Below are 13,393 nucleotides of genomic sequence, written 5' to 3' on the forward strand. Positions count from 1 at the left end.
GATCGATATAGGCTTGTATCGATCAGAATTCAGCACATGTGCGCGTGCGGGAAGGTGGGGCATGGACGTCAGGACTGGTGTGCTCGGGTGCGGGCTGCGGGTGGGGATCGCCGATCACGCCCACCAGCCCGGTGCGGGATCGCGGATCGTCGCGGTGTGCGACCCGGATCCGGCTCGGGCCGAGGCCGCGGCGCAGCGCTACGGCGACGGCGTCCGGACCACCAGCACGCTCGACGAGCTGCTGGAATGCGGGCTGGACGCGGTGTTCGTGGTCAGCCCCGACCACCTGCACGAGGAGCACGCGATCCGCTGCCTGGAGGCCGGGCTCGCCGTCTACCTCGAGAAGCCGCTGGCGATCACCGCGGAGGGCTGCGACCGCGTCCTCACCGCCGCGCAGCAGCACGGCGGCAAGCTCTACGTCGGGCACAACATGCGGCACATGCCGGTGGTCCGGACGATGCGCGACCTGATCGTGTCGGGTGCGATCGGGCGGGTCACCTCGATCTGGTGCCGCCACTTCGTCGGGCACGGCGGCGACTTCTACTTCAAGGACTGGCACGCCGACCGCAGCAAGAGCACCGGCCTGCTGCTGCAGAAGGGCGCGCACGACATCGACGTCCTGCACTGGCTGGCCGGCGGGTACAGCAGGCGGGTCAACGCGATGGGTGCGCTGACCGTCTACGGCGGCATCACCGACCGCAACGAGCGCGAGACCTACAAGACGGGCCACGACTGGGACGAGTACGAGCAGAACTGGCCGCCGCTGAGCCAAACCGGCCTCAACCCGGTGGTGGACGTCGAAGACCTGAGCATGGTCAACCTCCAGCTGGACAACGGTGTGCTCGCGACCTACCAGCAGTGCCACTACACACCGGACTACTGGCGCAACTACACCGTCATCGGCACCGAAGGCAGGCTGGAGAACTTCGGCGACGGTTCAGGCGCGGTGGTCAAGGTCTGGAACCGCAGGCACCGCGGCTATGCCCCGGACGGCGACCAGGTGGTGGAGGTCGAACGAGCCAGCGGAGGCCACGGCGGAGCGGACCCGCGCATCGTGGCGGAATTCCTGGACTTCGTCCGCGCCGACATCCCCACCGTCACCTCGCCGATCGCAGCCCGCGAAGCAGTCGCAACAGGCTGTGCCGCAACGGAATCCCTCCGCAACGGTGGAAAACCGGTCGACGTGACAGCCCCCGACGCTGCCCTGCTCGACTACTTCGAGCACCCGCACGCCAGCGCGTCCTGAGCGGGTGCTTGAAGAGGGCTCCGCTACTGCTGGATGACCATGTCGACGACGATTCCAGACCCGACGGCGAAGTGGTGACGATCGCAATTTCGATTGAAATTGGCTGAATGCTCACCGTGACTTCCGTCGAAAACGGCGCCAATTTCGATTGAAATTGCGTAACGCGAAGCAACCACCTACCGCTTGGAACCCAAAAGCAACCCCGCACCCGCCGCACACCACATCGCGAACCCCCACCCGGTATCACCACCGGACCCCGACGACGCACCGATCGCTACCCCCCAAAAACCCACCAACGCAGCAAAAGAACCCCCGGCGCCGCACCGCAGCGCCGGGGGTGTGGGTTCAGTGCTTCGCAGCGGGATCCGCGTCGGCGACCTCAGCGGCGTAGTGGCAATGCGAGACATGCCCCTCGCCCAGGTCGTGCCCGGTCGGGACTGCGGTGGAGCAGTCCGGGCGGGCCATCCAGCAGCGGGTGTGGAACGGGCAGCCGGGTGGCGGCGAGATCGGCGACGGCGGGTCGCCTTCGAGGACGATGCGCTGCTGCTCCGGTTCGTCGTCGAAGCTGGGGCGGGGGATCGCCGAGAGCAGCGCTCGGGTGTAGGGGTGCGCGGTCCGGTCGTAGACCGCGTCGCAGTCGCCCTCCTCGACCACCTTGCCCAGGTACATCGTCGCGATGCGGTCGCAGAAGTGGCGCACCACGTCGAGGTCGTGCGCGATGAACACGACGGTCAGCGACAGCTCGCGCTGCAGCTCGGCGAGCAGGTTCAGCACTTGCGCGCGCACCGAGACGTCGAGCGCTGACACCGGTTCATCGCAGATCAGCACCTCCGGGTTCAGCGCGATGCCGCGGGCGATGCCGATGCGCTGGCGCTGGCCGCCGGAGAACTCGTGCGGGTAGCGGTCCAGGTGGTCCGGGCGGAGGCCGACCTGTTCGAGGAGCTGCTCCAGTCTCTGCCGCAGGCCCGATCCGGGGATCGCGTCGCGGTGGATCCGGAACGGTTCGGCCAGGATCGAGCCGACGGTCTTGCGCGGGTTGAGCGAGGCGTAGGGGTCCTGGAAGACCATCTGGATGTTGCGCCGCATCTGGCTCTGCTCGGCGCCTTTCGCGCGGTGGACGTCGATGCCCCGGTAGCGGACCTGGCCGCTGGTGGGCTTCTCCAGCGCGGTGAGCAGGCGGGTCAGCGTGGACTTGCCGCAGCCGGATTCGCCGACGATGCCCAGCGCTTCGCCCTTGCGCAGCTGCAGGTTCACCCCGTCGACGGCCTTGACGGTGGACGAGCCGAGTCCGAACCGCCCGCCGCCGCGCTTGCGGTAGTGCTTGGTGACGTCCCGGACGTCGAGGATGTGCTGCTCGGTCACGACGAGACCTCCGACCAGAAGTGGCACCGGGTCTGCCTGCCGTCCTCCAGCAGCAGCAGCTCCGGTTCGACCGATGCGCAGTGCTCCCGCGCGATGCCGCAGCGCGGGTGGAAGCGGCAGCCCGCCGGGCGATCGGTGAGGCTCGGCGGCAGACCGCCGATCGCGGGCAGCGGGCCGCCGCGGTGCGAGCGCTGCGGGATGGAGGCGACCAGCCCCCGGCTGTACGGGTGGACCGGCGAGGTGAACAGCTCGCGGATCGGCCCGCGCTCGACGACCTGCCCGGCGTACATCACCAGCGCGCGGTCGGCCATCCGGGACGCGACGCCGAGGTCGTGGGTGATCAGCACCAGCGCCAGACCTCGTTCGGCCTGCTGCTCGGCGAGCAGGTCGAGGATCTGGGCCTGCACGGTCACGTCCAGCGCCGTGGTCGGCTCGTCGGCGATGACGACCTCCGGGTCCAGCGCCAGCGCCATCGCGATGAGGATGCGCTGGCGCATGCCGCCGGAGAACTGGTGCGGGTAGTCGCCGGCGCGGCTGGCCGCCGCGGGGATCCGCACCCGGTCCATCATCTCCACGGCCTTCTGCCACGCCTCCCGCCGGGACGCGCCGCGGTGCAGCCGGTACATCTCGCCGATCTGCTTGGCCACCGGCTGCACCGGGTTCAGCGCGGTGAGCGCGTCCTGGAAGATCAGCGACACGCGGGACCCCGCCACCGCGCGCCGCTGGCGGTCGGGGAGCGCGAGCAGGTCCTGGCCGCAGAGTTCGACGGTGCCGCCGACGATTTCGGCGGGCGGGGTGTCGAGGATCCCCATGATCGCCTGCGCGGTGACGCTCTTGCCCGAGCCCGATTCACCGAGCACGGCGAGGGTTTCGCCCGCGCCCACGTTGAAGCTGACGTCCTGCACGGCGTGCAGCCGTCCGGCCGGCGTGTGGAAGTCGACGCTGAGGCCGCGCACGTCGAGAACCGCGGCCCCGTCCTGGTGCGGTGCCGACCGCGCCTTGGCGTTCATGCTTGCTTTCCCTTCGGGTCGAGGGCTTCCCGCAGGCTGTCGCCGAGGACCACGAACGCCAGCACGGCGCCGGTCAGGAACAGCGCGGGGTAGAGCAGCAGGTGCGGGCTGGCCTGCCACTGCGCTTGGGCGGTGGACAGCTGCAGCCCCCACGAGATCGCGGGCGGCTGGAGCCCGATGCCGAGGAAGGTCAGCGCTGCCTCGGCGGCGATGATCCCGCCGATCTCCAGGGTTTTCAGCACGATCAGCGAGGTCAGCGCGTTCGGCGCGATGTGCGTGCCGATGATGCGCAGGTGACTTCCGCCGAGCACGCGCGCGGCCTGCACGTACTCCAGGTTGCGGACCTTGAGCACCGAGCCGCGCATGTAGCGCATGCCGCCGGGCCAGCTGAAGACGATCAGAACCAGGCTCACCGTCCAGATCGTGCGGTCCTCGAACATGTTGAGCACCACGATCGCGGCGATGATCATCGGCAGTCCGAACACCACGTCGGCGATCCGCGACACCACGCCGTCGACGACGCCGCCGAAGTAACCGGCCAGCGCACCGAGCACCGCGGCCACCACGAACGTCGCCGCGGTGACCAGCAGGCCGATCGCCATCGACGGCCGGGCGCCGTGCACGACGTTGGCGAAGTAGTCGCAGCCCTGCATGTCGAAGCCGAACGGATGGCCCGGTGCCGGGCCCGCGCCGCTGAGCCGCAGCTCGCAGTGCATCGGATCGGCGGAGGTGAACAGGCTCGGCCAGACCGCCATCAGCACGTAACCGGCGGCGATCAGCGCGGCGACCACGAACAGCGGGGCGCGCAGCGGTTTCGGCAGCCGCCCGACGACGGTGAACCTGCGGCGGGGCGCGGTCGTGGCGGCGGGGGAGAGATCGGTTCGGTCAGCCATTGCGCACCCTCGGGTCGATGATTCCGTAGCTGATGTCCACGAGCAGGTTGACCAGCAGGTAGATCAGGATGATGAAGGTGGCCACGCCGACCACGATCGTGCCCTGCTGGGTCTGCACCGCCTGCACCAGCAGTCCGCCGATGCCGGGCAGGTTGAACACGCTCTCGACGATCACGGCGCCGCCGAGCATCGCGGCCAGGCTGAGACCGAGGTAGGTGACCACCGGGATCATCGAGTTGCGCAGCGCGTGCCCCCACACGACGCGGCCCGGCGAGGCCCCCTTGGCCCGCGCGGTCCGGATGAACTCGGCGCTCATCGCGTCGACCAGGCTCGACCTGGTCAGCCGGGCGAGCGGGGCGGCGGCTTCCAGCGCCACTACCAGCGCCGGGAGGAGGAAGCTCACCGGCCAGCCCTCGGCGATGCCGGCGATCGGGAACAGCTGCAGCTTCAACCCGAACAGCAGCTGCACCATGAACGCGATCACGAACCCGGGCAGCGCCACGAACAGCACGGTGAAGGCCAGCGCCAGGTGGTCGCCGGCGCGGCCGCGGTGCAGCGCGCCGAAGATCCCGACCCCGAGGCCGATCACCAGCTTGAGCACCCAGGCGGTCAGCGCCAGTTGCAGCGTCGTCGGCCACCGCTCGGCGATCATCTCCAGCACCGGGCGGTCGAAGAAGTCGGTGCCGAAGTCGCCGCGCAGCAAACCGCCCATGTACAGCAGATATTGGGTGATCAGCGGTTCGTCGAGGTGGTAGCGCTCGCGCAGCGCCTCCACTGTGGAGGGTGGCAGCGGCCGGTCGCCGGCCAGCGCGGCGATCGGGTCGCCGGGCATCGCGTAGACCAGCGCGAAGATCAGGAACGTGACGCCGAACAGCACCGGCAGCATCGCCGCGATGCGGCGTACGAGGTATCCGAGCACGTCGGCCTCACTCCTCGCGGCCGGGGCCGCACTTGAACGCGGTCAGGTAGTACTGCAGGTCGCCGCCCAGCGTTTCCGGTGTGGCGCACGGCGTGTGCGCGGCGTAGATGGCCGGGTAGTAGAGCGGGATCGCGGGCATGTCGGCGAGGATCAGGTCCTCGGCGCGCTGCCAGAGCTGTGCCGCCTGCTGCCCGTCACCGGTGCCCAGCGCCTGGTTGATCAGTTCATTGGCACGTGGGTTGTCGTACTGGGTGTACTCGTTGCCGTCGCCGCCCTCGCGGAACATGCCCAGGTACTGGTCGGGGCTGGGGTAGATGTCGCCCCACAGGCTCAGCGCCGGGCCGGTCAGCGTTCCGTCGTTCTGCGCCTGCTTGAGCTGGGCGGGCAGCACCGGCCTCAACCGGACGTCGGCGCCCAGCTCCTGCCGCAGCGCGTTGGCGATGGCCAGCGCGACCTGCGACATCTCGGTGCCGCCACCGCCGCCGGTGTTGGAGTACCAGATGACCACGGGCTCCCGGAATCCGCCGGCCTCGGCCACGAGCTGGCGAGCCCGGTCCGGATCGAACCGGCAGTCCGCGCAGGCGTCGGCCCGGTAGGCCGGACCGACGGCGCTGACCAGCAGGGAACGCGCGGGCGTCGCCGACCCGCGCATCAGCGCCCCGGCCATCGCGTCGCGGTCGATCGACAGCGAAATCGCCTTGCGCAGCCGCGGATCGTGCAACGACTCGACGTAGTCGGGGATCAGCATCTGGGTGATCTGCCGCTGCTGCGGGATGGTGAACAGCCCGGAGTCGCCGAGCTGGTTGCGGGCGTCCTGGAGCAGGCCGCCGGGCATGTTGCGCAGCACGTCGAGCTGCCCGGCCTGCACGTCGCGGTAGGCGGTGTCCTGCGACTGGTAGATCTTGAAGTGGATCTCCTCGGCCGCGTCCGGCGGAAGCTCGCCCTGGTAGTCGTGCCAGCGCTGCAGCACGATCCGCTCGTTGCGGTCCCAGCGGACGAAGCGGTAGGGGCCGTTGCCGATCGGCGCCTGCGAGTAGCCGGTCGGATCGGCCAAGCCTTCCTTCGGGATCGGGCAGGCGCTGTAGGAGGCGATGATCTTCGGGAAGTCGTAGTCGGGCTTGGTGAGCGTGACCCGCAGGGTCAGCTCGTCGAGCACTTCCAGCCCGCGCAGCGTGTCGCGCTTCGGCTCGTCCTCGTTGAGCTCGTCGTAGCCGTCGATGGCGCTGAAGGTCGAGCTCGCCTTGTAGGCGTTGGGTCCGTAGGAGACGGCGTTCCAGGTGTCGGCGTAGGTCTGCGCGCTGATCGGTTCGCCGTTGTGGAACTTCCGGCCGGGGCGCAGCTTGATCGTCCACACCCGGCCGTCGGTGGTGTCGATGCGTTCCGCACCGCGCATCCGGATGTCGCCGGCATCGGCGAAACCGAGCCCGACCAGCGGTTCGCACAGTCCCATGTAGACCTGGCTGCCCTCGTCCTGCTGCGAGTTCAGCTCATCCGGGTCGGGGTACTGCGCGACCTGCAGCACCCGCGCGCTGCCGGTGTCGTGCGCGCCGCAGCCCGCCAGCAGCGCCAGGCACATCCCGGCAGCGAGCACCAGCCGCCTCCGGAGCTTCTGGGCCATCTGTTGCTCTCCCTTGCTCAGACAACGAGCTTGCGCATGTGTGCTCGTTAATCCGATTTATCGAGCAACTTCATGCAAGTTGGGTCATTATTAACGTGGCCCGTGGTGGCTGTCACTACCCAGATCCACATCGGCCGGAAGCCGGTCCCGTCCCGTGACATCACGTGTCCGGAGTGCTACGGGCGGCTTTTGCCTGGTGGCCGCTTCGTCGACTCTCGATGATTGCTAATGATTGAACAGATGCTTGTTGAATCACTTTTGTGCATCTAGTCTGGCGAAGTGGTGCGCGGAGGACGACGCGCGCCGCGGAGATCGACGGTCTTGGAGGGCTTTGATGGCGACTGGCGGATACCTCGTGGACAGCGAGATCGACAGCCAGCCGGAGTGCTGGCTGCGCGCATCGGAGCTGGCCCAGGAGGTGGCGGGGGTGCTGCCCGCGCGCGGCGAGCGGGTCGCGGTGGCCGGGTGCGGCACGTCCTGGTTCATGGCCATGGCCTACGCGGCCCTGCGGGAATCCGCTGGTCAAGGCGTCACGGACGCGTTCCCCGCCTCAGAGGTGCCGCTCGGCCGCTCCTACGACCGCGTGCTGGTGATCAGCCGCTCGGGAACGACCACGGAGGTGCTCGAACTCCTGCGGCAGCTGAAGGGGACGACTCCCGCGGTGGCGATCACCGCGGTCCCCGACGCGCCCATCGCGGAGGTCTGCGACGAGTTGATCGGGCTGGAGTTCGCAGATGAGCAGTCCGTGGTGCAGACGCGCTTCGCGACGACCGCCCTGGCCCTGCTCCGCGCTTCGCTCGGCGAGGACCTGACCAGCGCCGTCTCGGATGCGCGCGCCGTGCTGAACACCGAGCTCGGTGCGCTGCCGACCAGCGAGCAGATCACGTTCCTGGGGACGGGCTGGACGGTCGGGCTGGCGCACGAGGCGGCGCTGAAGGTGCGGGAAGCGGCTGGTCTGTGGTCCGAGGCCTACCCGGCCATGGAGTACCGGCACGGTCCGATCAGCATCGCCGAACCCGGCCGGACGACCTGGATGTTCGGCGAGGCCCCGACCGGGCTCGCCGCCGAGATCTCCGCTGCCGGCGCGGATTTCGTCGACAGCGGGCAGCGCGATCCGATGGCGCACCTGGTGCTCGCGCAGCGAGTCGCGGTGGCCGCTGCGGTCGGGCGCGACCTGAACCCGGACCAGCCCCGCAACCTGACCCGGTCGATCGTCCTGGACGAGGTGTGAACCTTCACGGCCCCGTGATCGGTGTCGACGTGGGAGGGACCGAGACAAAAGCGGTCCTGGTCGACGCCTCGGGGGCAGTGTTGGCGCAGCGGCGTGGCACGACACCACCGCCCTCGCTCGACACGGTCGAGCAGGTGCTGGACCTGGCGTGTTCGCTGGTCACCGAGCTGTCCTCGCGCGTCGCGCCGACGGCCGTCGGGCTCGTCGTTCCCGGGATCGTGGACGAATCCCGCGGTGTTGCGGTGTTCTCGGCGAATCTGGGGTGGTCGGACGTCCCGTTCGCCTCGCTGCTCGGGGCTCGGCTCGGAATGCCGGTGGCCTTCGGTCACGACGTCCGGGCCGGGGCTCTGGCGGAACAACAGCTCGGCGCCGCGCGCGATGCCGATGACGCCGTGTTCCTCCCGGTCGGCACCGGCATCTCGGCGGCGTACGTGCAGGCCGGTCGGCTGCACGCCGGAGGCGGATATGCCGGTGAGATCGGGCAGGTCCCGGTCGGCGGTGCCCGGCTGGAGGCGGTGGCCTCCGCTGCCGCGATCAGTCGGAGCTACCAGGAACGGACCGGAATTCCGGTGGCCGGATCAGCGGACGTCGCGCAGCGGGTCGCCGCTGGAGATCCGGTCGCGACCGCTGTCTGGGACGAGGCGGTCGACGCCCTGGGCAGCGCGCTGATCTGGATCACCGCGCTGCTGGCGCCGGAAGTCGTTGTCGTGGGCGGAGGTCTGTCGCAGGCAGGGCCAATGCTGTTCGATCCGCTCACCCGCCGCTTGGACGCGGACTGGAACCTCGCGCGCGCACCGCGGATCGTGCCCGCAGCTCTCGGCGATCGCGCGGGCAGCCTCGGCGCGGCGCTGCTCGCTGCCGAGCTGGTGAACCACAACCACGGGGAAGAGGGGGAGTAGTCATGCCTTTGGTCAGCACCGGCAGCGTCGTCGAGGCCGCCGTCCGCGCAGGTCTCGGGGTTGGCGCGTTCAACGTCATCGGGCTGGAGCACGCCGACGGCCTGGTGTCCGGAGCGGAACGCGCGGGTGCCCCGGTGGTGCTGCAGATCAGCGAGAACTGCGTGCGCTACCACGGCGGGCTCGAACCGATCGCGCTCGCGACGCTGGCCCGCGCCCGCAAGGCGGAGGTGCCGGTGGCCGTGCACCTGGACCACGCCGAGTCCGAAGAACTGGTCGGCGAGGCCATCGAGCTCGGTTTCGGCTCGGTCATGTTCGACGCCTCGAAGCAGCCCTACGAGGAGAACGTGGCCCGCACGCGCGCGGTCGCGACCCGCTGCCACGATGCGGGCCTGTGGATCGAAGCGGAGCTCGGCGAGGTCGGCGGCAAGGACGGCGTCCACGCGCCGGGCGTCCGCACCGATCCTGGTGAGGCCGCGGACTACGTGGCCGCCACCGGCGTGGACGCGCTGGCCGTGGCGGTCGGTACCTCGCACACGATGGTGACGCGTGATGCCGCGCTCGACTTCGAGCTCATCGAGCGGCTGAACGAGGCACTGGACGTTCCGCTCGTGCTGCACGGGTCTTCGGGTGTTTCCGACGACGACCTCGGTGCCGCGATCCGCAGTGGAATGACGAAGATCAACATTTCGACGCACCTGAACAAGACGTTCACCGAGGCGGCGCGGGAGGTCCTGGCGGCCAAGCCGGACCTGGTCGATCCGCGCAAGTACCTCACCGCGGGCCGGGAAGCCCTCGCCGCGGAAACCGCGCGCCTGCTCGGAGTCCTGCGCTTCGAAACCGGCTCGGAGCGCGGATGATCGTCACCGTCACCCCGAACCCGGCGCTGGACATCAGCTACCGAGTGGAGCACGTCGGCATCGGTGCCTCCCACCGCGTCCGCAGCGTCCACGAACGCGCCGGCGGTAAGGGGCTCAACGTCAGCAGGGTGCTGCACGACCAGGGCATCGCCACGCTCGCCACCGCTCCCGTCGGAGGCGCACTAGGCGACGCGGTTCGCGATGACCTCACCGCGGCGGGCATCGAGCACTCCTTGCTGCCGGTGTCCGGGCCCACCCGCCGGACCATCGCGGTGGTCGCCGACGAGGGCACTCCGGGAGAAGCGACCCTGTTCAACGAACCCGGCAGCCACCTGGGAGAAGCGCACTGGCGGCGGTTCCGGGAACTCGTCGCTGCGCGGTTGGACGGCGCGTCGGCTCTCGTGTGCTCGGGGAGCCTGCCGCCCGGGTGCACTGTGGACAGCTACGCCGAACTGGTCCGGGACGCCCATGCCCGTGCGGTACTAGCGGTGGTCGACACCGCCGGTCCCGCACTGCTCGCCGCGGCAGAAGCGGGAGCCGACGTCGTCAAGCCCAATGCCGCTGAACTCCGCGAAACCACGGGACACGACGACCCGCTGGCGGGAGCTCAGCAGCTGCGCGAGCGCGGCGCGGCGGCTGTGGTCGTCTCCCTCGGCCCGGACGGGATGCTGACGGTCACCGGTGAAGGCGTCTGGCGCGCAGCGCCTCCCTTCGCAGTGAGCGGAAACCCGACGGGCGCAGGTGACGCGGCGGTAGCGGCGTTGGCCGCCGGCATCGAGCGTCAGGAGCCCTGGCCCGATCGCCTGCGCCGTGCCGTGGCCTGGTCTGCGGCTGCAGCAGCGGCACCTGTCGCGGGCGAGCTCGACCACCGGGTGTTCCGCGACATCGCCGACCGCATCGAGGTCGAGCACCTGTGATCAGGTGATCGGTCGTGCGCGATACTGGCTGATCGATCCTGCGTACGGCCGAGGAATGAGGGATACCGATGGACCGGCACGCGCGGCTGTCCGCGTTGCTCGACCTGCTCGGGGAACGCGGCAAGGTCTCCGTGGAGGAGATCGCCACCGAGCTCGAGGCCTCCGCGGCCACGGTCCGCCGCGACCTCGACCACCTCGCGGAGCAGCAGCTGCTGACCCGAACCCGAGGTGGGGCCGTTGCGCAGAACATCGCCTACGACCTGCCGCTGCGCTACAAGGCCGCCCGGAACGCCCGCGAGAAGGAACGCATCGCCCGGGCAGCGGCGGCGATGGTCGCCCCCGGTGCGGTGGTCGGGGTCAACGGCGGCACGACGACGACCGAGATCGCACGCAGCCTGGTGGCCCGCGCGGACCTCGGTGACAGCGGCACCTCGCTGACCATCGTCACCAACGCCCTGAACATCGCCAACGAGCTCGTCGTGCGGCCCCAGGTGAAGACCGTGGTCACCGGAGGCGTGGCGCGACCGCAGTCCTTCGAGCTCACCGGCCCGCTCGGCATCCACCTGCTCCAGGAGATCACCCTCGACATCGTGTTCCTCGGCGTCGACGCGGTCGACCCGACCCGCGGCGCGTTCGCGCACAACGAGGGCGAGGCGAACATCAACCGCCTCATGACCGAACGAGCCGACCAGGTGGTCGTGGTCGCGGACAGCTCCAAGCTCGGCCGGACGGCCTTCGCCCACATCTGCCCGACGGCCTCGATCGACATGCTCCTGACCGACTCCACAGCCCCCGGCGAACTCGTCGACCGCTTTACCGCCGAAGGAGTCCCGGTCAAAGCGGTGTGACCGAACCGCTACTCGACCTCGGACGGTTCCTGCGGGCGGGAGGCCAGGTATGTCATGGCCATCTCGGTCGTCGCGTCCGCCCACGCCTGCCAGGACAGGCCGTCCGGCCACGACTGGCAGGTGGCGGCCCGGTGCACGCAGGAGCCGATGATGCTGCGCGCGGCGAACCGCACGGCGTTCCGCGGATCGCGCTGTGCCACGTCGTCCAGGTAGGGCTCAGCGGATTCGACGAGCGCCCGCTGGATCGTCTCGAGCGCTTGAAGACCGCGTTCGACGCCTTCCGCAGGCTGCCCGCCGAGCAGCTCCGGGAAGGCCCGGGTGCGACCGGAGAAGGTGCGCGCCATCGCATCGGTGAAGGCGTCGATGGCACCGCGCAGGCCGGGGGAGGCCGCGCGAAGTGCTTCGGCGACACCGGTTTCCAGCTGTTCGAGCAGGTCGTCCTTCACCGCTTTCAGGAGTTGCTCCTTGCCGGTGAAGCGGCGGTAGATCGCGCCGACCGACACGCCCGCGTGCTCGGCGACCGCTGCGACGGTGAACTCGTCGATGCCGCCGGTGCTCAGGACGTGCTCAGCGGAGGTCAGCACCTTCTGCAGGGATTCCCGGCTGCGGGCCTGCTGCGGGGGTCGGAAGCCGGGCTCGGCGTGCTGGGCGCTCACTCCCCGGACGTTACCGCTCGCCGCGAGGGGTGCGGACCACCGGTCAGATGCGAATGGTAATTTCCGTTCGCATTCAGTCCGGCACTGCGGCGGGAGCGGGTCCAGAGCATGGTCAACATCGAGGTGCGCGGCGCTTGCGTCGACTTCCCGATCTTCGACGCCAAGACGCGATCGCTGAAGAAGAAGGTCTTCGGCAAGGTCGGCGGCCGGATCGGCACCGGGGCGAAGGTGCCGGTCATCGAGGCGCTGCACGACATCACGCTGTCGCTGACCGACGGCGACCGGGTCGCCCTGGTCGGGCACAACGGGGCGGGGAAGTCGACCTTGTTGCGCCTGCTGTCGGGCATCTACGAGCCCACGCGCGGGACCGCCCGGATCGAGGGGAGCGTCGCGCCGGTCTTCGACCTGGGCGTCGGGATGGATCCGGAGGTCTCCGGGTACGAGAACATCATCGTCCGCGGCCTGTTCCTCGGGATGACCCGACGGCAGATGCGGGAGCGGGCCGAGGACATCGCGGAGTTCACCGAACTCGGCGACTACCTGCACATGCCGCTGCGGACCTACTCGGCGGGCATGCGGGTTCGGCTGGCGCTCGGCGTGGTCACCACGATCGACCCGGAGATCCTGATCCTCGACGAAGGCCTGGGTGCGGTCGACGCCGCCTTCATCGCCAAAGCGCGGCAGCGCATGGTGGACCTGGTCGCTCGATCAGGGCTGCTGGTGTTCGCATCGCACGTCGACGAACTGCTGCTGGAGCTGTGCACGACGGCGATCTGGATGGACGAGGGGAGGATCCGGATGCGCGGTTCGGTGCGCGAGGTGCTCACCGCCTACAAGGGCCACGAACCGCAGGTCTTCCCAGTGCAGGATGCGTGAGGGCCTGCTGCTCCGGCTCACCCTCCTGGGCGTCGATCGACTTGGTGGTGCGGCGGGCGAG

At 69.7% G+C, this 13,393-nt stretch carries 13 protein-coding genes; 7 read left to right on the forward strand and 6 right to left on the reverse strand.

What is annotated here, in order from left to right; translation table 11 throughout:
- Window positions 1–61: 61 nt before the first annotated feature.
- A complete protein-coding gene (locus ABTZ89_RS01665; protein WP_351038903.1) occupies window positions 62–1,246 on the forward strand; it encodes a Gfo/Idh/MocA family protein in 1,185 nt (394 codons plus the stop codon).
- Window positions 1,247–1,591: 345 nt separating this feature from the next.
- On the opposite strand, the gene ABTZ89_RS01670 is transcribed toward ABTZ89_RS01665, so the two are convergent.
- Genes ABTZ89_RS01670 through ABTZ89_RS01690 form a run of 5 tightly spaced genes read right to left on the reverse strand, consistent with a single transcriptional unit; the run spans window position 1,592 to window position 7,048 of the window.
- Window positions 1,592–2,608, reverse strand: a complete 1,017-nt coding sequence (locus tag ABTZ89_RS01670) for an ABC transporter ATP-binding protein (RefSeq protein ID WP_351038905.1) — start codon at window positions 2,606–2,608, stop codon at window positions 1,592–1,594.
- Window positions 2,605–3,618, reverse strand: coding sequence for an ABC transporter ATP-binding protein (locus ABTZ89_RS01675; RefSeq protein WP_351038907.1), 1,014 nt, complete (start codon window positions 3,616–3,618; stop codon window positions 2,605–2,607). Before ABTZ89_RS01675 ends, ABTZ89_RS01670 begins: the two co-directional genes overlap by 4 nt.
- The gene (locus tag ABTZ89_RS01680) at window positions 3,615–4,511 is read right to left on the reverse strand and encodes an ABC transporter permease (RefSeq protein ID WP_351038909.1); all 897 of its coding nucleotides are present in this window, start codon (window positions 4,509–4,511) and stop codon (window positions 3,615–3,617) included. The genes ABTZ89_RS01675 and ABTZ89_RS01680 overlap by 4 nt, the downstream gene beginning before the upstream one ends.
- Window positions 4,504–5,430, reverse strand: a complete 927-nt coding sequence (locus ABTZ89_RS01685; protein WP_270953242.1) for an ABC transporter permease — start codon at window positions 5,428–5,430, stop codon at window positions 4,504–4,506. The genes ABTZ89_RS01680 and ABTZ89_RS01685 overlap by 8 nt, the downstream gene beginning before the upstream one ends.
- Window positions 5,431–5,437: 7 nt before the next feature.
- Window positions 5,438–7,048: a peptide ABC transporter substrate-binding protein gene (locus ABTZ89_RS01690; RefSeq protein ID WP_351038912.1), complete on the reverse strand. Its 1,611-nt coding sequence runs from the start codon at window positions 7,046–7,048 to the stop codon at window positions 5,438–5,440.
- Window positions 7,049–7,382: 334 nt separating this feature from the next.
- Here ABTZ89_RS01690 and ABTZ89_RS01695 point away from each other — a divergent pair, with 334 nt between their 5' ends.
- The 5 genes from ABTZ89_RS01695 to ABTZ89_RS01715 all read left to right on the forward strand — a co-directional run bounded on the left by ABTZ89_RS01695 (window position 7,383) and on the right by ABTZ89_RS01715 (window position 11,800).
- Window positions 7,383–8,279 carry an SIS domain-containing protein gene (locus tag ABTZ89_RS01695; protein ID WP_270953240.1) on the forward strand — a complete coding sequence of 299 codons (897 nt, stop codon included), beginning with the start codon at window positions 7,383–7,385 and terminating at the stop codon, window positions 8,277–8,279.
- A gap of 14 nt (window positions 8,280–8,293) precedes the next feature.
- Window positions 8,294–9,178 (forward strand): ROK family protein, encoded by an 885-nt coding sequence (locus ABTZ89_RS01700; RefSeq protein WP_502949500.1) that lies wholly within the window; start codon window positions 8,294–8,296, stop codon window positions 9,176–9,178.
- Window positions 9,179–9,180: 2 nt separating this feature from the next.
- The gene (locus ABTZ89_RS01705) at window positions 9,181–10,035 is read left to right on the forward strand and encodes a class II fructose-bisphosphate aldolase (RefSeq protein WP_270953238.1); all 855 of its coding nucleotides are present in this window, start codon (window positions 9,181–9,183) and stop codon (window positions 10,033–10,035) included.
- Complete coding sequence (locus ABTZ89_RS01710; protein WP_351038917.1) at window positions 10,032–10,952, forward strand: 1-phosphofructokinase family hexose kinase; 921 nt, start codon at window positions 10,032–10,034, stop codon at window positions 10,950–10,952. The genes ABTZ89_RS01705 and ABTZ89_RS01710 overlap by 4 nt, the downstream gene beginning before the upstream one ends.
- A 68-nt stretch (window positions 10,953–11,020) precedes the next feature.
- A complete protein-coding gene (locus tag ABTZ89_RS01715; protein WP_351038919.1) occupies window positions 11,021–11,800 on the forward strand; it encodes a DeoR/GlpR family DNA-binding transcription regulator in 780 nt (259 codons plus the stop codon).
- Window positions 11,801–11,808: 8 nt separating this feature from the next.
- Here the strand turns inward: ABTZ89_RS01715 and ABTZ89_RS01720 are convergent, their stop codons facing one another.
- Entirely contained in the window at window positions 11,809–12,456 is a 648-nt protein-coding gene (locus tag ABTZ89_RS01720) for a TetR/AcrR family transcriptional regulator (RefSeq protein ID WP_351038920.1), read from the reverse strand.
- Window positions 12,457–12,564: 108 nt separating this feature from the next.
- On the opposite strand from ABTZ89_RS01720, the gene wzt reads away from it, so the two are divergent.
- Window positions 12,565–13,332 (forward strand): galactan export ABC transporter ATP-binding subunit Wzt/RfbE, encoded by a 768-nt coding sequence (gene wzt / locus ABTZ89_RS01725; RefSeq protein WP_351038921.1) that lies wholly within the window; start codon window positions 12,565–12,567, stop codon window positions 13,330–13,332.
- Window positions 13,333–13,393 lie beyond the last annotated feature (61 nt).

Origin of the sequence: Saccharopolyspora sp. NPDC002686, from assembly GCF_040295745.1 — a bacterium.
GTDB classification, from domain to species: domain Bacteria; phylum Actinomycetota; class Actinomycetes; order Mycobacteriales; family Pseudonocardiaceae; genus Saccharopolyspora; species Saccharopolyspora oryzae.